Consider the following 21667-nt stretch of genomic DNA (forward strand, 5'->3'; position numbering starts at 1 on the left):
GTCTGGATGTCGAATCTTTCAGGGCCAGCCGACTTACGTTCAAACGCCCTGTTGTGAGCGTCCCAGCCGACAGTTCTTACAGCATTACTGGAGCGATAGACCCATGGATAGTCGAAATCGAAAATTGATTCCCAGCCTGCTCAGCCCACTGATACCGATGGTGGTGCTTCTCAGCGCCTGCGGCGCCCAGGGCCATGAAGCACAAGACGCACCACCGCCACCCGCTGTGGACGTGGCTGAAGTTGCGGCCGAACCCGTCGTCGTCTGGGAATCATTCACCGGTCGCGTCGCCGCCGCGGAAACCGTCGAATTGCGGCCGCGGGTGAGTGGATACATTCAGAAGGTAGCCTTCGAGGAAGGTGAGTTGGTTAAAGCCGGTGCCCTGCTGTTCCAGATCGACCCGCGCCCCTATCAGGCTCGCGTCAATGCCGCCCGGGCGGAGTTGGCCCAGGCCCGGAGCCAATTTGAACTCGCAAGCAGCGAAGCCAAACGAACCCAATCACTGCTGAAAAGCCGCGCCGTATCCCGGGAGCTGTACGACCAGCGTCAGGCCGCCGTCGCAGGCGCCCGGGCCCACGTGGACGCAGCCAAAGCGGAGCTGGACGCCGCCGAACTGGATCTGGAGTACACCCGGGTAACGGCACCCATTAGCGGTCGCGCGGGTCGGGCGCTGGTGACCCGGGGCAATCTGGCCAGCGCCGACCAAACGCTGCTCACCACCGTCGTTTCCGTGGACCCGGTGCACGTGTACTTCGAAGCGGACGAGCGGACTGCGTTTGGCAGCCCAACCTTCTCGGCAAATGGTCGCTTCCAGAACGTGCGGGTTGAGCTGGGCGGGAGCCACTCGGCTGACCACACGGCTACCCTGGATTTTATAGACAACCGGCTCAATGCCGGCACAGGTACGCTGCAGTACCGCGCCGTACTGCCCAACCCCGACGGACGCATCAAGCCGGGCCAGTTCGCTCGCGTGGAGATGCCGGTGGCGCAATTGAACAATGCATTACTGGTGGATCGCAAAGCGGTACTGACGGATCAGGACCGGCGCTTCGTCTACGTGGTGGACGACAGCAACCGCACGGATCGACGGCAAGTCACCACCGGCCGACAAGTGGACGAGCTGGTAGTAATCCGGGGCGGACTCCGCAATGGGGACCGGGTGATCGTCAATGGGGTACAGAAGGTCATGGGCGCAGGCACAGAGGTCATTCCCCAACGGGTTGCCATGGGCAAGAGCTCCCGAGCCGCCACCGCGGTGGCAGCAGCCGCACCTTGAGGGTGTTAACACTGCGCAGGGCCGCCTGCACGATCCGGCACGATCGAAACGAAACATCGGCGAACTGAACGCTTGAACATCCAACCCGGGACAACGCAATCGCGGCAGCCAGGCTCGCTGCCGCCAGGGAACCTACTGTCATGAATTTCTCACGATTTTTTGTGGACCGGCCGATCTTTGCCGCGGTGCTGTCCATCATCATCTTCGCCGTCGGGGTGATTTCCATTCCCCAACTGCCGGTCAGTGAATACCCCTCTGTCGTGCCGCCCTCGGTGGTGGTTCGCACGGTTTATCCGGGAGCCAACCCCAAGGAAATCGCCGAAACCGTTGCAACGCCACTGGAGGAAGCCATCAACGGCGTTGAAGACCTGATGTATTTCAAGTCCGTCGCGGGTTCGGATGGGGTGCTGCAGATGATCGTGACCTTCCGCCCGGGTACCGACGCCGAAGATGCCGCGGTACGCGTGCAGAATCGCGTCAGTCAGGCCCAGGCCCGGTTACCTGAAGCGGTACGTCGCCAGGGGGTTACCACCCAGAAGCAATCACCCACCTTCCTGATGGTTGTACACCTCACCTCCCCCGGCGGCGAATACGACACGCTGTACTTGCGCAACTACGCCCGGCTCCATGTGCGGGACAGACTGGCCCGCATTCGCGGCGTTGGCGATGCGCAGATTTTTGGCGGTGGCGATTACGCCATGCGGGCCTGGCTGGACCCGGACCGCATCGCCGCCCGCAACCTGACCGCCAGCGATGTGGTCCGCGCCATGCGGGAACAGAACATTCAGGTATCCGCCGGGCAACTGGGCGCCGAGCCCGTACCCGACAGTGACTTCCTGACTCTGATCAACGCCCGCGGCCGGCTCGAAACGCCGGAGGAATTTGGCAACATCGTTCTGCGACGGGACCGCAACGGTGAGATCCTGCGGCTGAAGGATGTGGCCCGGCTGGAAATGGGCGCCGGCGACTACACCCTGCGCTCACAACTGGACGGGCAGCAGGCGGTCGCCATCGGTATCTTCGAATCGCCGGGAGCCAATGCGCTGAATATCCAGCGGCAAGTAATCGAGACCATGGACGAGCTGGCTGTTCATTTCCCCGACGGCTTGGAGTATGAGGCCGTCTACGACACCACCGTCTTCGTCAGCGACTCCATCAAGGCGGTGGTGAAGACACTGCTGGAAGCCGTGCTGCTGGTGGTGCTGGTGGTGACCCTGTTCCTGCAGACCTGGCGCGCGTCAGTCATTCCCCTGCTCGCGGTGCCGGTGTCGGTGGTGGGAACCTTTGCCGCGCTCCACCTGCTGGGCTATTCCATCAACACTCTGAGTCTGTTCGGCCTGGTGCTGGCCATCGGCATCGTGGTGGACGATGCCATCGTGGTGGTCGAAAACGTGGAGCGCAACATCGAGGAAGGCCTGAGCCCTCTGGCCGCGGCCCACCAGGCCATGACGGAAGTCTCGGGGCCCATCGTCGCCATTGGCCTGGTACTGTGCGCCGTGTTCGTGCCCATGGCTTTCCTTTCGGGCGTAACGGGGGAATTCTATCGCCAGTTTGCGGTGACCATTGCCATCTCTACCGTGATCTCCACCATCAACTCCCTCACCCTGTCGCCGGCTCTGGCGGCCATGCTGCTCAAGCCCCATGCTGCGCCCAGGGATCGTCTGACCCGCACCATCGACTGGGCTTTCGGTTGGGTGTTCCGGCCCTTCAATCGCTTCTTCAACACCAGTGCCGAGAAATACCAGGGCGGAGTATCCCGCTCCCTGCGTCGGCGCGGCGCAGTGTTTGCGGTGTATGCCGTTCTGCTCGCGAGCACCGGGTTGATGTTCAAGGTGGTGCCGCCCGGATTCATCCCTGTGCAGGACAAGCTTTACCTGATGGCCGGTGTCATCCTGCCGGAGGGGGCCTCATTGGAGCGCACCGATCAGTTGCTGCAACAGGTCACCCGCATCGCCAGGGAAACAGAAGGCGTAGAGCATGCAATCGCCTTCCCCGGCCTGAATGCCCTGCAGTTCACCAACACCTCCAACACCGGGGTTGCGTTCTTCCCGCTCAAACCATTCAGTGAGCGCAGCCGCAGCGCCGAACAGATCAACGCTGAAATCAATGAAAAAATAGGCGCATTGAAGGAAGGGTTTGCGTTCTCGATGATGCCGCCGCCCATCCTGGGTCTCGGCACTGGAGCCGGCTACCAGATGTTTATCGAGGACCGCGGCAACCTGGGTTACGGCGCACTGCAGGACGCCGTTACCCAAATGCAGGACAAAGTCGGGCAAACCCCCGGAATGTTTTTCCCGATCACGAGCTATCAGGCCAACGTGCCACAACTGGATGCGGAGATTGATCGGCTCAAAGCCAAGGCGCAGGGCGTTCCGCTGACGGAGCTTTTCGATACCCTGCAAACCTACCTGGGCTCCACCTACGTGAATGACTTCAACCGCTTCGGCCGCACCTGGCAGGTGATCGCCCAGGCGGATGCACCTTACCGGGACAGTGTTGCGGACATCGCCCGGCTGCGCACCCGCAACGATCAGGGCGAGATGGTGCCCATCGGGTCCATGGTCAGCATTCGCGAGACCTTCGGCCCGGATCCGGTGATGCGCTACAACGGCTACCCCGCCGCGGACCTGGCCGGCGAGGCGGACCCGCAGGTGCTGTCTTCGGCGCAGGCCATGAACACCCTGAGCGCACTGGCGGCGGAAGTACTGCCGCCGGGGATGGAGTTCGAATGGACCGATCTGAGTTACCAGCAGGCCACCCAGGGCGATGCCGCTCTGGTGGTGTTCCCGCTGGCCATCCTGCTGGTGTTTCTTGTGCTCGCAGCATTGTACGAAAGCTGGACGCTGCCGCTGGCGGTAATCCTGATCGTTCCCATGTGCATGCTGTCCGCACTGCTGGGGGTCTGGTTTGGCGGCGGCGACAATAACATTTTTGTGCAGGTGGGCCTGGTGGTGCTCATTGGCCTGGCGTGCAAGAACGCCATCCTGATCGTGGAGTTCGCCCGCGAACTGGAATTGCAGGGCAAGGGAGTGGTGGAAGCGGCTCTGGAAGCGTGCCGCCTGCGGCTGCGGCCGATCATCATGACTTCCATCACCTTTACGGCCGCTGTGGTTCCGCTGGTCATCAGCAGCGGCGCCGGCGCCGAGGTCCGTCAGGCCCTGGGCACGGCCGTATTCGCGGGAATGATCGGAGTTACCTTGTTCGGCCTGTTCCTGACTCCCGTCTTTTACGTAGCCTTGCGCACGCTGTCCGGCAGCAAGCCGCTGAAAAGCCATGGGGCAGCTACGCAGTCCGAAGCCGACGCGGGGATGGCCCTCCCGGAAACGTCAACGTGAGTCGTCATGCAGCGCCGGTGATGCCGACGAGGATCAACCCGTCGAGTTATCTTCTAGGGTAGCGATCTCATCTTCCGCATCAGCGAGCTGTTGCTCCGTCGCGGCGAGTTGGTCTTCCAGGCAAGGGGACCATTGGCTCTCCGCCAATGATCCCCTGTTGTTGCGATTAGCTTCGACCATCGCTTTTGATTTTCACAGTAGTCCCATCAGGGGCCTGAGGGCGTCGGGACAATGGTGTAGTCGGCAGCCGCGTCTTTAGTCTGGCCGCCAAGGACGACGCTGTGGGCTCCTGAAGCAGTGTTGCCCTTGCCACCAACCACGACGCTTCGTGTACCGCTGGCTATGTTTGCCTCACCGCCGACGATGATGGAGTAAGTGTTGCTGGTGGTGTTATTGAAGCCGCCGCTGATGCTGTTCTGGTCACCGGTTGCCAGATTGTCCAGTCCGCCGCTAACGCTCGAAGCGGTGCCTTCGGCTGTATTCAACTTGCCACCACTGACGCTGCTTTGCTGCCCACTGGCACGGTTGCCGTGGCCGCCGCTGACACTACTGTTCGGCCCCGAGGCAAAGTTTTCGATACCTCCGGCCACAGTGGCGTTACCGCTGTTGATGGTATTGTTTCGCCCGGCCACAAAGCCACCATATTGGGAGTAGTTGTGGGAGGGGCCCACGATGAGATTGTGTGAACCGGTTTTGTAGTCCTTGCTCCACTCGTAGCCGTTATATTCACAATCGGACTCGATGAGATAAGCCCCGTTGGTACAGGAAAACCCCGAGCTATCTGCTTCGTTGTAGCCAACGATGAGGTTGCCCAAGCCATTGGGCGCGGCCTCAGTTTCCCCGCTGCCACTGACGACCTGAACATTCACTCCGGTGAACCGGATTGTGGTTCCGCCCGGCACATATGGATCGGGAATAACCTCTACAAAATCGTCCAGAGCGGAAGATCCGGGTCCGCCGGTTTCCAGCGCAGCGACTTCGGCCTCCAGGCCCGCAACTTCTGCCTCAAGGTCCTCGATGCGAGCCAAACGGTCGTCCAATATGGCTCCCTGTTCCTCAATCTGCAGCAAGGCGGCATTCAGAGCCTCAGCCAGTGCCTGGAAGTTCGCGTTCACCTCCGCAGCTACCGCGGGGTCGCCTGCGGCGAACTGGTGGGGGATACTGACTTCGGCGTTCAGGAATGGGCTCGCCGTAACGGCGAGCGCACCGAAAAACAGTGTACGAATTCGTTTACCCATGACGTGTTCTCGTTCGGTTTTTGTTTCGATTTGAAGCAAGAGCCGGCCGGACCGGGCCCTGCAGTTTCCACGGTTCAAATGTCGATCAACCCCAGCTTCCTTCGTCCCAGCGCATCTCGTCCCAAACCTGGCTGTCCGTAGCAGCCGGGTCCCCGTCCGGGGGGGAGTCGGCGTTGGCTGGCGGCGCACCACTGGAACTGGAACCGCCTCCTCCACCGCAACCGGCGATGGCGAGAGCAAGCAGGAGTACGGTAATTTGCACTTTCATAATATTTTCCTGGTTCAGAGTGGAAAGACTCGGGAGGAACTGCGGGCAAGATTAGGAGAACTCAGGCGCCATGCCTATCGGGCAAATGCAGTACATGAGTCATGCAGACCACGCCACTCGTCGCCTCCCGGCTCCGCCCAAGGGGTGTTCTGGCGCGTGTTTTCACATGGGGAATCAGATGGTTTAGAATGCCGACGAGGCTTTATGACAGGCTTGACTCCCACGGAGGACCGCCATTCCGGTGGCAAACGGACATGGACAAAGAACTCAGCGAGTTTTTGCTGGACGTACACGACGCCAGCATGAGGCTTTCCGCAGAAGCCTTCCAAAAGAGCACGCTCTCGAAGCTGCGCGAGTACATCGACTTCGACTTTGCGATCTGGGGCGGCGGAGACGGGCTCGAGCGCAACCTCCATACCGCCACAGTCCTGGACCAGACCGATACCCTTTTTGAGACCTGGGAGCCGGTCAAGTCCGAGGACAAATTTGCGGACCTCGTTATCAGCAACACGGGGCGAACCTGGTCCCTGAGCCAGGTCCCCGAGGTGCAGAAGACCCGTGCTTTCAACGAGCACTGGAGCCTCTATCGCGCCCAGCAGATGATCTCCACCATGCAGACGGACCCGGACACGGGGCTCTACGTCTTCGTGACGCTGGCCCGTGATCAGGCGCGAAGCCCTTTCACGCCGGACGAAATGCGCTTCAAGAATCTGATCACCCAGCACCTTTTTCTGGCCGCGCGCCATAACGACCAGCATTACTTGAGCGGCTTTGGCGCCCCGGTTGCACTGGTCGACCGTCGCGGCTTGCTCCATGGTGCTGTGGCGGACTTTCGAGCCCTGGTCGCGGCGGAATGGGGACGCAGCGGGCACTCTCAACTTCCCCTAGCGGCCACGCGAGCGCTGTGGCAATTCGGTGCGTATCAGGGGCGAACGATTCAGCTGGAGGCCCGGGCCGCCGGGCAACGTTTAGTGGTATCAGCGCAGCCGCGCATTCTGACCCGGCTCAGCGAACGAGAACTGGAAGTTGCCTGGGCATACGCCTCCGGTAAAAACCACAAAGATGTGGCGAAAGCACTCGATATATCTCCCGCAACGGTGCGGACCCACCTGGGCCGGATTTATCAAAAGCTGAACGTTAAAGACAAGGGCGCCCTGGCGTTGTGGCTGAAGGACCACGGCTGACCCCGATACGGGCAGCCTGTTAGATGTCGCGCCCCCGGTTGACCTGCTGGGACATCTGCATGGTTTCGTGGTGCTCCATGCTCAGCAGCTCTTCCAATACCTCCTGCTCCTCGGGGATGGTCGAACGGCCTACCAGATAGCGGTACAGATCGATCACCTCGTTTTGCATCGCAAACACCTCGTCGGCAATGGCGTCGTAACTCATGGATGCATAAGGCCGCCGGCAGACCTCGTGGATGTCCACGGGCGCGTGCAGTTCATAATCGTAAACCATCGTGTGCAGCGCTTTCGGATCCGCCTGCTCCTCAAAACCGGCCACCATCCTCGCCAGCCTCGCTTCGTGGTGCTTCAGATAGTCCAGCAACGCTCGTGACCGCTCTTCCGGGTGCTCCTTCAGCGCCATGCCGAAGCAGCGGGACAAGTTGCGGTGCACGTCTTTGGTCCAGTCGACCAGCGACCCGATGGATTCGATCTTCATACCGTCCTCCGTGACCGATACCCGCCGCCTGGCTGGTATCACCTGTTTGCTGAAATAGACCATCGAGCTGCGTCCCGGTTCTGGGCGCTCACGCACTGCCCCTGGTTCAGCCCGTGCTTTTTCGCCCATGCTCAACCGGTTGACTACCGGTCGTTCAGCCCCTTCCCCTCCATGATTCCGGGTATACACTTTTCGATCCGGGAGGTCCGGGTCGCCGACTGTTTGGCACCAGAGAAGTGCAGCACATAGCCCCGCTGCCGCCCGGGCGTTAAGCGTTCGAAGGCTTCCTTCAGTTCAGGGAGTTCCGCCAGTTTGTTCTTGAACTCGTCGGGATACTCGAGTTCTCGCTTCTCCCGGAAGTCCACCTTCATGCCGGATTTCTCCACCTCAACCGCCTGCTCGATATAGGTGATCAGGGTAGGCTCCATCTCTTGAATCCGGTCGGCCCCGGTGAAGCGGATCTGGCGCATGGCCTGGGAATGCTCGCCGGGGGTCACCAGCACTCCCGCAGGGTCCTTGAGCAAGGCGCCCTTGAAGAACCCAAGCGCGCAGTACGGCTTCAAACAGAAGATCGCCACGACGTTACCTCCCTGAAACGTGTAACAGAGTTTCCCCCACTTGACCTCCTCGGTCAGGTTGCGGCCAAGAATGATGGCTCGCAACATCTTTCGTTCCTCGTGCCAGTTGGACTGGCTGAGGAGTGCTTCAACTTTTGAATCCAGGCTCTTCATGTTTGTGTAATCTCCCTCCGGTCATGATCGTCCACCCTGTCAGGTTCATGATTCCACAGCGGACCATCCAGAACCGCCCGCCTTTTCGCAGTTTAACGGAAACCCTCCTGAGAACATCACCTGTTCAATTGCTGCTTCGAGCCGCCGGTGTAGCTCCTTGCCGGGCTGATTTTGTCACGGCAGGCTGGAGACCATGGACCGGGGTGTAGCTTGAACCTGCAAGCTTCCTCGAAAAATGTGGGGTTGTTATACTCCGAAGCAGGATTTGCCTAACCCGTCTTTGGAGACCTCATGAACATTTCTTTACGATCTTTCAAAAAATCCGTTTTCCTGGCAGCAATGGCCTTGCTTCTGGCCAGTTGCGCCAGCAATTCCGTCAAGCCGCTGCCCACTGACGTTAGCAGCGGTGAAGTCAATGCGCGGACTTACTTCTTCGAGGAAGCCGGCAAGGACATGAGCTATGCCTTGTATGTTCCCAGCACCTACGACGGCTCCAGTGAAACACCGTTGGTTGTCCTGCTGCACGGGCTCACCAGCAACCCGGATGCGGTTATTGGATATGAGGGTCTTACAGAGCAGGCGGAAAAACACGGCATGATCGTTGTTGCACCCTTCGGTTATAACGAGGGCGGCTGGTACGGTAGCCGAGGGCACGGAAACGATTTCGGGATGAAAACCGCCAACATGTTCACCGAAGGCGCCCCGGAAAACCTCGGCGAGTTGAGCGAGCTCGACGTGCTGAATGTTATGGAAATCATTCGCGAAGAATTTGCGATCGATAACGATCGCACCTACCTGATGGGCCACTCCATGGGCGGCGCCGGCACTCTCTACCTGGGAATCAAATACAGCGACCAGTGGGCGGCGCTTGCGCAAATGTCACCGGCCGTGTTCGGTGGCCCGCGAGGTTCCCTCGACAACATAAAGAACGTGCCCATCTTGACGGTTCAGGGCGATAAGGACGAGCTTGTACCGGTCGCCATGGTAAGAGAACTGATGACCAGCTTCGACGGCGCCGGCCTGACCAGCAAATACATTGAGATCCCCGATGGCGATCACGTCCGCGTGATCGCACGCAATCCGGAGTTGATGGCCGAGGTATTCAACTTCCTGGCGGGGCATAGCCGATAATCGATTAGCGTTCCGGTTGGTTGACGGCGCCTGCTTGCGGTGAGGCAAGCAGGCGCATATAGGAAGCCTGCCGTCGGCCTTGGGACCCGCTGTACACCTCAAGGCCAGGCTCTTTTTTCCATTCAGGAAGATTTTCCAGGTAATGCGGTAATCCTGATCTTCCACAAACACCGCCTGCCGATTGTGCCCGCGTTAAACAATGTGCTGCGGCAACCCAGATACAATGACTCTTGCCCGCCTTGGCATCATCTCCTTACTTTTCCCTTCGTTTTTTTCGCTGACTCCGATGCGTTCTGAGGGGAATGGAGTTCTGTTCCCATTTGATTTTCCGGTCCCCCCTTCCCAGTGATTTATCAGGGAAGTGTTTGGCGCACATAACCACGGGCGAAGGGAAAATGCGAACGTCGGGTAATCGCCCGGCCAGGTGGGAGCAAGTTTGGAGCGAGATGCGCTGAACGGGACCCGTGAACGTGGGGACCACAATCACCAGTCCAGATACACGTCCTTCGGGTCGAACCGGTAGTCCAGTTGGAGGGCCGCCTTGTGGCGGCGGGTGGCGTTGAGCTGGCGTTGGGCGCTCAGGGACCAGAGTGGAATCCTGTCGTTGGCCAGCTGGAAGCCGCTGCGTTTCAGCTCCGCCGCAATGGCGCGGCGGGCGGCGACGGCCTGCTCGGGGCGGTGGTAGGGGCCCTGCTGGGTGATGCGGTCCGGGTCGGCGCCCCGGCGGCCGCTCATGGCGACCAGCGAGACCGTTTGGTCAGGGTCGCGGCGGATGTGGAACTCCACATGACGGTCGTCCGGACCGTCGAGAATTAGGGGCGCGGGATCCGCGGGGAGACTGAGGTCGTAGCGCAGGCGCATGGGCGGTGCCGCACTCAGCAGCCCTCGAGTGTGCTCACCACGTCACGGAAGGTTTCGCGGTTGGATTCGTTGAGGTTCATCAGGATTTGATGGGCTTCGAGCACGCGTTCTTTGGCGGTGCTCTCATCGAGATCCGTGGCGTTGAGATGGCGGCACGGTTTGCCGCAATCGTGGCGCTCGTGAATGATCTCGAAGATATCCTCGAATCCCATGGTTTCCAGCAGGCGGTCGACGGTAGGGTTGGTGGAGAAGACCACCGGTGTCATGTCGCAGCGGTCCCGGGAGAGAATGGCGATCTTGGCCATCAGCCCCAGAGTGGTGCTGTCGATGGCGCTGGCTTCGGTGAGGTCGAAAACGATGGAACAGAAGTGGTTGTTCTTGAAGACGGAGTCGATGAACTTATCGAAGGATACGCACAACGTGAGTCGTACATCCCCCACCATTTTGATTACGTGGGTATTGTCGGAATCAGCGACGAGAATCTGTCCGGGCTGCATCTCAATGCCCTCGCGTTACCATCAGAATTGCGATGTCGTCGGGGGGTTCGGAAGTCTCTCCAAGCCCCAGTGATTCGCAAATTGCCTCAAAACTCATGTTGCCACCAATTTTAGACAGCTTTTCCAACAAAAGTGCCTCTCGCTCCTGCAAGCTGTCCGCCTCCAAGAGCTCCAGCACGCCATCGGAACAGATCACCAAAGTGAATTTTTCCGGCAGCTCCAGTTCGTACACGTCCCACTCGACGTCGCTGAAAATTCCCAGCGGTTTACCTCGGCCTTCCAGGTAGCGGGCGCCCTCGTCGGTGACAAGAATCGGCATCGGCAAATGTCCACCTACAGCATAGCTCATCCTGTGGGTTTTGCTGTCGATGGTGCCCTGGAAGGAAGTCAGGTGATTGTTCAGTCGACTTGCAATCAGCTCCCGATTGATTCCCTGCAGCAGCAGATTCGGCCCGCGATCAAAAACGTTCTCGCGCCCTTTGTCAACGAATATCGTCTTGTCGCGCATCAGGTGGCGCACGAGATACTTCAGCCATATTGTGACGAAGGCGGACGAGGCGCCGTGGCCACTGACGTCGGTGAGATAAAAGCCAAAGTAGCGATCGTAGATGAATGCGTAATCAATGCAATCCCCGCTCAAATACAAGGAGGGATGTATATAACGGGAAATTTTATAGCCAGCCCTTTTTAGAGGACTAGGAGGTAACAACCGCTCCTGAACCTGGCGGCCCGCTTTCTGGTCGCGCTCGATAATTTGCAGGTTGCGGGAGAGCTCGGCATTCTTTTGTTCCAGCTCTTCGCGGTAGCGACGATTCTCCGCCAGCAGATCACAGTGCTCCAGCCCCTGGCGGACGGCGTGTTCGAGCACCTCCATATCCGCTACGGGTTTGATGAGGTAATCGCTGGCGCCCAGGCGCAGGGCCTCCACCACATCATCCATGACTCCAACGCCGGAGATGACGATGACAGGCACTTCCGGGCACGCCTCATGGACCTCCTTGAGCACGTCCAACCCGCTCATGTCGGGCATCATCAGATCGCAAAGAACGATTTCCGGGTTTTCGCTATGGAAGATAGCCAGGCCTTCGGCGCCATTGGACGCTTCGAGGACGAGATAACCGCTGTCCTCCAGGTAGGCCGCCACGTTTTGGCGGACGATTTTGTCATCGTCGATAATGAGTAGTTTGCGCGCGGCCATCAGATACCCGCGCCCGAAGAAATAAGTGAGGGAAACACTCGCCGTGAATGTCTCGAACGGAGCAGAACGGCTCGCGCATTCCCGCTTAACGGTGCGCTAGCAGATTCGGTCGCGGACAAGTGAAGGCAGGAAAAGGCGGCGCCTTTCCCCCAACGTCGCAAAACGCCTTGGTGGTCCAGAATCAGGTGAATCATTCGAGCCGGAAACCAATCAATAATTGCTCGTTGTGTGGGGAAATGGGCCGGAATTCAGGGCGGTAACACTACTCCTTTATGTAGGGCTTCGCAATAAGACGCAGCGATCCGCAGGCGCAAAAAAACGCGGTATTGGGTAAACTGCAACGACACGGGCGTAACGGCTGAGTTTGGTGGCGCCGCAGCCCAGAATCCTGGACAGTCACGGGAAACAACACTTTGCCCCGGACCGGCACGGGAACAGCTCAGAGCAACAATAATAAAGAGGCGAGTGAGTCCAAAGATGGATAACACCACTGAAAACGACCAGAACAAGCGAAGTTTTACGCGCCTTCAGGTGGATACACCGGCGGAACTGAAAGTGCAGGAAACGGGGGAACACCTGTACGGCATCTGTCGCGACCTCAGCGGCGGGGGGATGCTGATCGAGGTCGCGCTCCCGGAGAGCGGAGCGCAGCTTCGGGCCGGCGGAATAATGGAGGTGCGGCTGGCTTCTCACTGGAACGGCAGCCCCATGCTGAGTGCCCGGGCCCGGGTGGCACGGGTAACGCCCAGCGACGGTCGCTGGGTGCTGGGGCTGGAGATACTGGAGATTCTGGACTGAAAGCCAGAGATTGATCAGCGACGGCTTACTCGAAGTCGGAATCGAAGTCCGAATCGTCGTCGTACTCGTAGTCGGACTCGTAGTCGTCCCCAAAATCGTCAAAGTCCCCGAAGTCGTCCTCTACCTGCCCGTCGTTGATGAGGTAGCCGCGACGCTGTAGAAAAGCCTCCCGGAAAAAGCTGTAGCGATCGCCGCTCACCAACGCCTCCGCCTCCAGGAGCCCGGCCCGGGTATCGAGGAAGTTCATTGCCCAAAGGCTGTTGCGGGTGGCAGTGTGGTCCACCTCATCGATCGGGTTGGTCACCCAGTCAACAGGCAGAGCACCAGCATCCCGGATGGTGCTGGGGCCGAGGAATGGAAGTACGACGTAGGGGCCACTTTGTACACCCCAGGTCGCCAGGGTCTGACCGAAGTCCTCCCCTTCGCTCTTGGGCAGATTCATGTGCCGGGCCACATCAAAGATCCCGGCCAGACCCAGTGTGGAGTTGATGAGGAAGCGGCCCGTGTCGTTGCCGGCCTGCTTCCACTTCCATTGCAGGATGTCGTTGAGGACGTTGCGCACTTCCAGCAGGTTGCCGAAGAAGTTGCTCACGCCCTGCTCCACCGGGTCCGGCGTGATCTTGACGTAGCCTTGGGCAACGGGTTTGAGCACCCAGCGGTCGGCAGTCTCGTTGAAGGCAAAGACCTTGCGGTTGAATCCCTCCCAGGGGTCGGGTACCGGCTCTTCTTCCTGCCCCCAGGCCGGCAGCGCCAGAGCGCCCATCATCAGCACGCACAGGAGGCCCTGCCCCAGTCGCTCAGTCATCGATCTTCCCCTCGGCGTTCATTCGACGGAGTGCTCCGCCTAAAGCCGGAAAGTATGGCCTTTTGCGCCTGGGATGTGAAGGGTGAAGGGCGTGGGATGGTACCTGGGCCGCGAAGAGAGTGGGTGCGATCTTCGAGATGGTGTTGGGTTACGCTGCGCTAACCCAACCTACGTATGGAGGGGTGTGGGGGGGGTAGGTTGGGTTAGGCCGGAGGCCGTAACCCAACATTGCTCACGCTCTAGAAGACGAACTGAACGCGCGCGCGCAACTCATCGCCTTCGAAGTCGGTGCTGTCTTCCTCACCGGTCATGTAGCTGAGTCCCAGGCGGACGTTGTTGTTGGCATAGTAGTTAACGCCAAAGGTGGTCTGGTTGCCCTCTACGGTTGCCAGGCCCACGTCGGAGTATCGGCCATCGCCGTCCTCATAGCGCAGAATCACTTCCCAGGCGCCGCTGGCTGCGGCCGGCTTGACCCGCTTGAATACACCGTCCCGGTAGGGTCGGGTTTCACCGGTGATGATCCAGCCGGCCTGCAGGTAATAACCGTCACGATCCACGTCGCCGAAGTCGCCACTTACTTCAGAGTCGAAGTATTCGGCCTGGGCGTGAAAGGGACCGGTCGTCAGACCCAGTTCCAGGTTGTAGGCTTCCACGTCCTCGGTGGTGGTCGGGACGTTGTCTACGTCTGCGTCACGGGTGGTAAAGCCGGCGCCCAGATGGAGCACCATGTCGTCGGACAGGATCGGCGCGAAGGTTGCGCGCCCGGTGAACGCGGTATCGCCGAAGTCGTTACTGCCATTCCCGTCGGCTTCGAACACGCCCACGCCGTAGGTCCAGTTGGCCCCCTTACCATGCAACTGAACGCCGCCGCTGCGGCCAGGAGTGTACAGCTCGCTCATGGCCGAACGTTCCAGCGCTGAGGTATCGTTGCCGCTGGTCAATGTCTCCAGGCCGAAGGGTTCCTTCTGCTTGCCCACGGTGATGTTGGCCAGATTGCCAAAGCCGGTATAGCGAACGTACAGGTCTTCCGCATCGCCACCGCTGGCACCCTCGTTTTCGGCGATATTGAACTGGGCCTTGTAGGTCCAGTCCCCGTAGTGCCCCTGAACAAACAGGCGTGCCCGGCGGACATCCAGGTCATCGTTGTCGATGCCGTAGTCTTCAGCTTCCGTCGCGTCGTAGTCCCATTGGATACGGCCACCCAACTGCACCGAGGCCTGGCCATCAGAGGTGGCGGCTTTCAAACCACCATTGGTGCTGAGTTCAATATCCGAACCCTCGGTGGTGACAGTGCCCGCCTGTGCGGTAGTCGCGACAGCGGCAATAGCCAGAGGCAGCAGTGCTTTTTTCATCTCTTCTTTCTCCTGATTAACACGATATGGATCGAACGAATTTTCGGCCCGATTTAACGCAGCCTTAATATTTGGACCCGGCGTGGCGATTACACGCTTTGGCTGGTCGCCCGAGCAGTTCAGGCGCAAATTTTCGGTGCGGAGTATTGCAGCTTTATTACATTTTTAACAGAACAGCCACAAAAGAGACTTTTATCTGCAAATTAATTGTCATTTTTTGTGTGGTGTTAAAAGGGTTCGCCCCGCTCGTACGCTCGCGAAGAAAAAAGATGAAGGAAGGTCGTACAATTCTCAGGCAGCGTGGGCGAGCCCGTTTTCGAGGTTCTGCATCCAGTCGAGCAACTGGGTAAAGTGATCGTCACAGGACTGGGGATGCAGCAGCAGTTCACGGCGGGAGTAGTTGCGCAGATTGCCCCCCTGCTTCCCCACCCCCATCAGGCGCGCGTCGTGGTCAGGCAACTCGGCGAGCCAGCGGCGGGTGTCGGCGATGTTGCCCCACTGGCCCTTTTGCAGGCTGGCGAAATAAAGACTGGGTGGCAGGGACGCACTCTGGAGGGCCTCGGCATAATCCTGGCCCTGGGAATCACTCCAGGAATCGGATTGCCAACGGGACCAGTCACGCAACACTGGCAGCGATTCCCGACACCGGGATTTTCCCGCTAAAAGAGCGGGGCAGACGTAACCGCGCAACGAAGCCAGGGGGCGGACCAGGGGTGAGCGGAGCGCCGGATTGCGGGTGGGCGAACGGCGGGCAGCGGAAAAATGCACCATGCCCAGAACGCGCTCCCGGTCCTCGTGGCGAAGCCAGGCCACCATCAGCAGCAGACTGCCAAGCCCGTGCCCCAGCCAGAAGGCGTTGGCCCCGGCGCGCAACTCGGAGAGCTTGCGCAAATGAGCCGGCAGATCCTCCTCCAGCAGGGCATCAAGCCCCCAACTCGAACCGCGGCGGGTCGCCGGCCAACTGCCGCCTTTGCCGCGCAACTCGGGCAGGAAAACGTCGTAGCCCTGGCTCGCGAGGAAGTGCGCGAGTCCGCCCTCCCCCTCCCCCGGCACGAAGATGTCCGTGGTCTCGAGGAAGTCCGGCAGCATCAACACCGGGGTTCCCGGCTGGCCGCTCTCGCGGGTACAGCGCCGCAGTTCCAGCTGATGATCCCCGGAGTTGACGATGTAGGATTGGATGCGCAGGCGGATGCCTCGCCAGGTGAGCGCTTTCATAGGCCAATCATGGGGGAAAACACGGCCGCTGTACACCGCCAGTGCGGCGTGCCACCCCAATTATCCGGGCCGGTTCACTCTCTGGCCGGTCCTGGGTCACGGACCGGGCGCGGAACCGGTTGTCCCGTCAGGCAACCTTCTCCCACTGTTTTTCCAGGCGCTTGGCGGAGACGGGGATACTGGTCTTCATGGGCTGGGCGAACAGCGAGAGGCGGAACTCCTCCAGCATCCAGCGATAGGTGGTGAGCTCCGGGTTACGCCAGAAGGGATACTCGTCGCCCTCCTGCCAATACTCCGCCATGCGGTCCAGAAACGGTTGCAGTTCCTCCTGCCGCGCCAGGTCCTTCTGCACCTGGGCATCGGATTTTTCAATCCGCGCCTTGATGCCCCGCAGGTACGGAGGGTATTGCTGAAGCCACTGCCCCGGGGTGTTGAACAGGAAGCCGGGCCGGGTGAGCTGTTGCACCTGCGCCCCCACGTCCTTGCGGATGCTTTGGAACAGGGGCTTGTCCGCGCGGGCCGCCAGCAGGGATTGAACCTCCAGCAGAATGTCGGCGATGGTCAGCAGCAGCTTTTCCAGTTCCTGAACACGGCCGGTAAAGCCCTGGCGGCAGCGTTCCACCCGCTCCTCAAAGTCCGCCTGGCTGCGGGGCAACTCCCCGCTCCCGTGATCGAGGCCGAGCTGCTTGATCGCCGTGAGGATCAAATCGTCGCGCAGCTTTTCCGGCTGGCCGAACGCGGTCAGTCGCAACCCCATGTTCTTGCCTTTGAGCAGGTTTTTGCTTGCGTATTTGACACTTTGCCTGAGGGTCAGGGCGATCAGCCGGGCTATGCCCCTTGCGCTCATATAACGCGCGCGTTCCGGGTCGTCCAGCACCTGCAGGTCCACCGCGTCCCCGCAGTCCACCAGCGCCGGAAAGCCCACGGTGGTGCCGCCATCCTTTTTCAGATGGATGTTCTCAGGCAATTCACCGAAGTCCCAGGCCGTGATGTCGCTGCGCTCCACGGACTCGCCGGCGTCCCGCAGACTCTCCTGCAAACGGTCCCGGTACCCGGCCAGAAGCTGCGCCAGATCGCGACTGGAATCCACCACCTTGCCCCGCTCGTCCAGCACCTGGATGTTGAACTGGTAGTAGGGGTCGAGCCGGACTTCGCCCCAGCATTCAGCGGGCACGTCCACCCCGCTGATCCTTTTCAGAGCGCGACCCAGAGCAGCGGAGAGCGGCTCATCGGCCACCTCCATAAACCGCAGTGCGCGATCCACATTGTCCGGCACCGGCACAAAATGCTTGCGCCATTGACGTGGCAGGCCCTTCACCATCTGGACGCATTTCTCCCGCAGCATGCCGGGCACCAGCCACTGTAAACGGTTCTCCGGCAGCAGGTGCAGGTTATGAATGGGCACCTGCAAACTGACCCCGTCTTCCTGTTGACCCGGCGAGAACTGATAGCGCAGCGGGTAATGCAGGCCCTGCCACTCCAGTTCGTCGGGAAACTGCGCTTCCGTTACATCGATCGCCACGTTCTGCATCAGCAGATCGCGGGGAATGTGCAGCAGATCCGGCGTCTCCCGTTCCGCTTGCTTGCGCCAGCTTTCGAACCCTTTCAGGTTGACCACATGGGGCGGGACCCGCTCGGCAAAAAACTCGAAGATCTCCCGATCCTCGGCCACAATGTCGCGGCGGCGGGACTTGGCTTCCAGTTCCAGCAGTTCCGCCAGCAAGGCCTTGTTGTGTCGGAAAAAAGCCGGCTCTTTTCCCGCGGGGGCCTTGTAGCGCGCCTCCACCAGCGCAGCCTGGATGAATATGTTGCGCGCTTCGTGCGGATCGATGCGGCCGTAATTCACGCGGCGCTTCTCCACCAGCACCAGTCCGTAGAGCGTGACCCGCTCGAAGGCCATGACCTGTCCCCGGCGCGCGTCATAGTAGGGTTCGTAGTGATGGCGCTTCACCAGGTGATTGGCCGCGTCCAGCAACCACTCCGGCTCCACCTTGGCGACGGTGTGGGCGTAGAGTTTGGTGGTTTCGATCAGCTCACTGGCAATAATCCACTTGGGGCTTGCCTTGAACAGGGACGAACCGGGAAAGATGGAAAACTTCCGGTTGCGAGGGCCCAGGTACTGCCGCTCTTCACTGAGCGTACCGATGTTGCCGAGCAGGCCGGTGATAAGCGCCCGGTGCAGGCTCTCGAAAGAGGCGGGCTCGCTGTTTTCCCGCAGGCCCATGTGGCGAGTGGTGGTGCGCAGTTGGTAATGCAGGTCACGCCATTCGCGCAGCCGCAGAAAGGAGAGGAACTCCTTCTTGCACAGGTTTCGAAACTGGTTCTGGCTCAGGTCCTGGCGCTTTTCCTCCACGTAGTTCCACAAATTGATGAAGGCGAGAAAGTCGGAATTGGGCTCCCAGAAGCGGCGGTGTTTCTCATCGGCCGCCTGCTGCTTGTCCGCCGGTCGCTCCCGGGGATCCTGGATCGTGAGCGCGCTGACAATGATCAGCATTTCGCGCAGGCACCCCTGTGCTCCCGCTGCAACACACATTCTTGCAAAGCGCGGGTCCACGGGCAGTTGCATCTGCTGGCGACCAAGCGCTGTCAGTTGGCCCCGCGAGTCGAGAGCCTGAAGTTCTTCCAGCAGCTTGTAACCGTCATTGACCAGGCGCTTGTCCGGCGTATCCACAAAGGGGAAGTCGCGGATCTCGCCCAGCCGCAGTTGTGCCATTTGCAGGATGACGCTGGCCAGGTTGCTGCGCAGTATTTCCGGTTCGGTAAACTCCGGGCGCGTGTTGAAATCGCTTTCTTCGTACAGGCGGATGCACACACCATTGGAGACCCGCCCGCTGCGCCCCTTGCGCTGATTGGCACTGGCCTGGGAGATGGGCTCGATGGGCAGCCGCAACACCTTGGTCTTGTAGCTGTATCGGCTGATGCGCGCGTAGCCCGGGTCGATCACATAACGGATACCGGGAACCGTAATCGACGTTTCCGCAACGTTGGTGGCCAGCACCACCCGCCGCCCCCGGTGGCCGTGAAAGACCCGGTTCTGCTCCGCCAGGCTCAGGCGGGCGTAAAGGGGCAGCACTTCCAGATGGGGAATTTTTGCCTTGCGAATGGCGAGTGCTGTTTCGCGAATGTCCCGCTCGCCACTGAGAAACACCAGAAAGTCGCCACTGTGGCTGCTCTCTTCCGCCAGCGCGTCCTGAATGGTGCTGACGATGGCTTCCACCATGTCCTCGTATTCCTGCACCGGCCGGTAGTACACATCCACCGGATAGGTGCGACCGGAAACCTGGACCACCGGCGCATCATCGAAATGCCAGGCCAGGCGCTCCACGTCGATGGTGGCCGAGGTAATGATGACCTTGAGATCCGGACGCCGGGGCAGGAGCCGTTTGAGATAGCCGAGAAGAAAATCGATGTTGAGGCTGCGTTCATGGGCCTCGTCAATAATCAGCGTGTCGTAACGCAGCAGGTCCGGGTCATTCTGGATCTCGGCCAGCAGGATGCCGTCCGTCATCAGTTTAACGTGAGTGTTCTCGTTGCTGTGATCCGTAAAGCGCACCTGATAGCCCACGGATTCGCCCAGCGGGACCTGCAACTCCTCGGCGATGCGCGTAGCAACAGTGCGCGCGGCGATTCGCCGCGGCTGGGTGTGGCCGACCATCCCATGGATGCCCCGCCCCTGTTCCAGGCAGATCTTCGGCAGCTGGGTGGTTTTACCGGAGCCGGTTTCACCGGCAACGATGATGAGCTGGTTTTCCGCCAGGGCGGCGGCGATGTCGTCCCGCTTTTGGGAGACCGGCAGCTCGTCGGGAAAGGAGATTGCGGGCAGACGACTCCGTCGCTCCTCCACCCGGCGGACGGATTTGTCGAGCAACTGCCGGACACTGTCACGCAGGCGATCCGCGGGCTTGCCCTGGGCTTCACGCCGGGAGACCTGCTGCAGCTTCTTCTCGAGGTGCGGGCGATCCGCCAACAGGCAATTGTGAATCGGAAAGTTCGTTGACGGCATGGGGACGGAAGGACGAGAACAACCAAACGGACCGGGGACTGGAACCTGCCCCGCGCGATTGCGCCCGATTATACAGACTGAAGCCGGGAAAGCGAGTCAGCGCCGCAAACGGGCGCGCAACGTTCACCGAGCCCCACCAGCCGGAACCGGCGCTGCAGGCAGTCCTCGATAAAGCCGGGCAGCACGGCGAGAGTCAGATCGGGGCGGTTGCTCCGACAGGGCGCATCGTGGCACAGCAGAACGTCTCCCGCGCAAGCCCTGCCCAGCCTGCGGGCGATGGAGTCGATCTCCGCCATGAACCCCCAATCCACCGCGCTGCGATTCCAGAGCACGGTTTCCGCTCCCAATGCTGCGGCCTCCTCCACCATGCAGCGGCGAACGCGCCCATAGGGCGGACGGAACAACCGCGGCGCCTTGCCACAAACCCCGGCAATGGCGTGATGACCCCGCCGCACTTCCTCCCGCGCCCGCGCACTGTGAATCCACCACGGGTGAAAGTGCTCATAGGTATGATTACCAACCGTGTGCCCGTGCTCCACCATGCGCCGCACCAACTCCGGGTGCTGCTCGCAGGCACTGCCCAGCACAAAGAAGGTGGCCCGCACCTGAAACAGGTCCAGGATGTCGAGAATGCGCGGCGTATATTCCGGGTCCGGACCGTCATCGAACGTGAGGTACACGTTCGACCGATCAGACTGTGGGTTCACCATACTTAACCAGCCTTTGAGCAGTGTGTTTGTCTTCGATCACGGTGAGTTTCTGCAACTGCCTGCGTGTCATCCAGAACTGGTGCGGCTGCAACCGATGGTTCTCCCGCTTTGCCAGATGGGGGAACAGCAAGGTCAGCAGTAACCTGAAATGAGCCCGCAGAAAGCGCTGGCGGCGCCCCGGCGGCAAAGGCTCAATTTCGAAACCCAGTTGTTCCCCGTGTGCCTTGAACCAGGTCACCCCCGAGATGACCTTGAGATCCCCCAGTGCCGGCGACTGGTTCACCTGCCGGGCGAGGGCCTGCATGGACCGGATTAACGCCGCGCCGAAGGCGAAAGCCGCGCGCTTGCTCGACTGACTGTTGCCGCTGCGCGCCTGGACCCGGCTCATGTACCGATTGTTGAAGTGGATGATTCCGATGGGGTCCCCGGGCTGTAGCGTGGTGCCGTCGGCAAATTCCCGACGCGGCCCCCGGTAGACGGCCCGATTGATAAAAAGAAATTCGTTCACCGGCTGGAGGCGGTGGATGAGCCGGTAGCAGGAATCAAACGCCAAAAACACACGGGCCAGCGCTTTGCGCATGATTGCC

At 60.4% G+C, this 21667-nt stretch carries 18 protein-coding genes; 5 read left to right on the forward strand and 13 right to left on the reverse strand.

Features of this window, described 5'->3' with window-relative positions; genetic code table 11:
• Nucleotides 1-103 precede the first annotated feature (103 nt).
• Together ACURWW_RS12470 and ACURWW_RS12475 are read left to right on the forward strand one after the other, a co-directional pair.
• The gene (locus ACURWW_RS12470; protein WP_445617385.1) at nucleotides 104-1276 is read left to right on the forward strand and encodes an efflux RND transporter periplasmic adaptor subunit; all 1173 of its coding nucleotides are present in this window, start codon (nucleotides 104-106) and stop codon (nucleotides 1274-1276) included.
• A 140-nt stretch (nucleotides 1277-1416) separates the two neighbouring features.
• Nucleotides 1417-4611 (forward strand): efflux RND transporter permease subunit, encoded by a 3195-nt coding sequence (locus tag ACURWW_RS12475; RefSeq protein WP_445617384.1) that lies wholly within the window; start codon nucleotides 1417-1419, stop codon nucleotides 4609-4611.
• Nucleotides 4612-4817: 206 nt separating this feature from the next.
• On the opposite strand, the gene ACURWW_RS12480 is transcribed toward ACURWW_RS12475, so the two are convergent.
• Both ACURWW_RS12480 and ACURWW_RS12485 read right to left on the reverse strand, forming a co-directional pair.
• Nucleotides 4818-5849, reverse strand: a complete 1032-nt coding sequence (locus ACURWW_RS12480; protein WP_445617383.1) for a hypothetical protein — start codon at nucleotides 5847-5849, stop codon at nucleotides 4818-4820.
• 85 nt (nucleotides 5850-5934) lie between these two features.
• Entirely contained in the window at nucleotides 5935-6117 is a 183-nt protein-coding gene (locus ACURWW_RS12485) for a hypothetical protein (protein WP_445617382.1), read from the reverse strand.
• A gap of 254 nt (nucleotides 6118-6371) precedes the next feature.
• Between ACURWW_RS12485 and ACURWW_RS12490 the strand changes: the two genes are divergently transcribed.
• Nucleotides 6372-7301 carry a response regulator transcription factor gene (locus tag ACURWW_RS12490; protein ID WP_445617381.1) on the forward strand — a complete coding sequence of 310 codons (930 nt, stop codon included), beginning with the start codon at nucleotides 6372-6374 and terminating at the stop codon, nucleotides 7299-7301.
• Between the two features lie 19 nt (nucleotides 7302-7320).
• Here ACURWW_RS12490 and ACURWW_RS12495 read toward each other — a convergent pair whose 3' ends face one another.
• On the reverse strand, nucleotides 7321-7779 hold the full coding sequence (locus tag ACURWW_RS12495; RefSeq protein WP_445617380.1) for a hypothetical protein: 459 nt from the start codon (nucleotides 7777-7779) through the stop codon (nucleotides 7321-7323).
• Nucleotides 7780-7922: 143 nt separating this feature from the next.
• Nucleotides 7923-8510 (reverse strand): YdeI/OmpD-associated family protein, encoded by a 588-nt coding sequence (locus ACURWW_RS12500; protein ID WP_445617379.1) that lies wholly within the window; start codon nucleotides 8508-8510, stop codon nucleotides 7923-7925.
• A 291-nt stretch (nucleotides 8511-8801) separates the two neighbouring features.
• Here ACURWW_RS12500 and ACURWW_RS12505 point away from each other — a divergent pair, with 291 nt between their 5' ends.
• On the forward strand, nucleotides 8802-9641 hold the full coding sequence (locus ACURWW_RS12505; RefSeq protein ID WP_445617378.1) for a carboxylesterase family protein: 840 nt from the start codon (nucleotides 8802-8804) through the stop codon (nucleotides 9639-9641).
• Nucleotides 9642-10124: 483 nt separating this feature from the next.
• On the opposite strand, the gene ACURWW_RS12510 is transcribed toward ACURWW_RS12505, so the two are convergent.
• Genes ACURWW_RS12510 through ACURWW_RS12520 form a run of 3 tightly spaced genes read right to left on the reverse strand, consistent with a single transcriptional unit; the run spans nucleotide 10125 to nucleotide 12197 of the window.
• A complete protein-coding gene (locus tag ACURWW_RS12510) occupies nucleotides 10125-10502 on the reverse strand; it encodes a PA4575 family protein (protein ID WP_445617377.1) in 378 nt (125 codons plus the stop codon).
• 14 nt (nucleotides 10503-10516) lie between these two features.
• On the reverse strand, nucleotides 10517-10999 hold the full coding sequence (locus tag ACURWW_RS12515) for an STAS domain-containing protein (RefSeq protein ID WP_445617376.1): 483 nt from the start codon (nucleotides 10997-10999) through the stop codon (nucleotides 10517-10519).
• A 1-nt stretch (nucleotide 11000) separates the two neighbouring features.
• A complete protein-coding gene (locus ACURWW_RS12520) occupies nucleotides 11001-12197 on the reverse strand; it encodes a response regulator (protein WP_445617375.1) in 1197 nt (398 codons plus the stop codon).
• Between the two features lie 477 nt (nucleotides 12198-12674).
• Here ACURWW_RS12520 and ACURWW_RS12525 point away from each other — a divergent pair, with 477 nt between their 5' ends.
• Nucleotides 12675-12995 (forward strand): PilZ domain-containing protein, encoded by a 321-nt coding sequence (locus tag ACURWW_RS12525; RefSeq protein ID WP_445617374.1) that lies wholly within the window; start codon nucleotides 12675-12677, stop codon nucleotides 12993-12995.
• A 25-nt stretch (nucleotides 12996-13020) separates the two neighbouring features.
• On the opposite strand, the gene ACURWW_RS12530 is transcribed toward ACURWW_RS12525, so the two are convergent.
• The 6 genes from ACURWW_RS12530 to ACURWW_RS12555 all read right to left on the reverse strand — a co-directional run bounded on the left by ACURWW_RS12530 (nucleotide 13021) and on the right by ACURWW_RS12555 (nucleotide 21660).
• The gene (locus ACURWW_RS12530) at nucleotides 13021-13761 is read right to left on the reverse strand and encodes an MlaA family lipoprotein (protein WP_445617447.1); all 741 of its coding nucleotides are present in this window, start codon (nucleotides 13759-13761) and stop codon (nucleotides 13021-13023) included.
• 278 nt (nucleotides 13762-14039) lie between these two features.
• Nucleotides 14040-15152: an OprO/OprP family phosphate-selective porin gene (locus tag ACURWW_RS12535; protein WP_445617373.1), complete on the reverse strand. Its 1113-nt coding sequence runs from the start codon at nucleotides 15150-15152 to the stop codon at nucleotides 14040-14042.
• 291 nt (nucleotides 15153-15443) lie between these two features.
• Nucleotides 15444-16367, reverse strand: a complete 924-nt coding sequence (locus ACURWW_RS12540; RefSeq protein WP_445617372.1) for a serine aminopeptidase domain-containing protein — start codon at nucleotides 16365-16367, stop codon at nucleotides 15444-15446.
• A 127-nt stretch (nucleotides 16368-16494) separates the two neighbouring features.
• On the reverse strand, nucleotides 16495-20370 hold the full coding sequence (hrpA, locus tag ACURWW_RS12545) for an ATP-dependent RNA helicase HrpA (RefSeq protein WP_445617371.1): 3876 nt from the start codon (nucleotides 20368-20370) through the stop codon (nucleotides 16495-16497).
• Between the two features lie 68 nt (nucleotides 20371-20438).
• Nucleotides 20439-21080 carry a polysaccharide deacetylase family protein gene (locus tag ACURWW_RS12550; RefSeq protein ID WP_445617370.1) on the reverse strand — a complete coding sequence of 214 codons (642 nt, stop codon included), beginning with the start codon at nucleotides 21078-21080 and terminating at the stop codon, nucleotides 20439-20441.
• Nucleotides 21061-21660 (reverse strand): YkoP family protein, encoded by a 600-nt coding sequence (locus tag ACURWW_RS12555; protein WP_445617369.1) that lies wholly within the window; start codon nucleotides 21658-21660, stop codon nucleotides 21061-21063. The genes ACURWW_RS12550 and ACURWW_RS12555 overlap by 20 nt, the downstream gene beginning before the upstream one ends.
• Between the last annotated feature and the right edge of the window lie 7 nt (nucleotides 21661-21667).

Source organism: Gilvimarinus sp. F26214L (assembly GCF_054401055.1).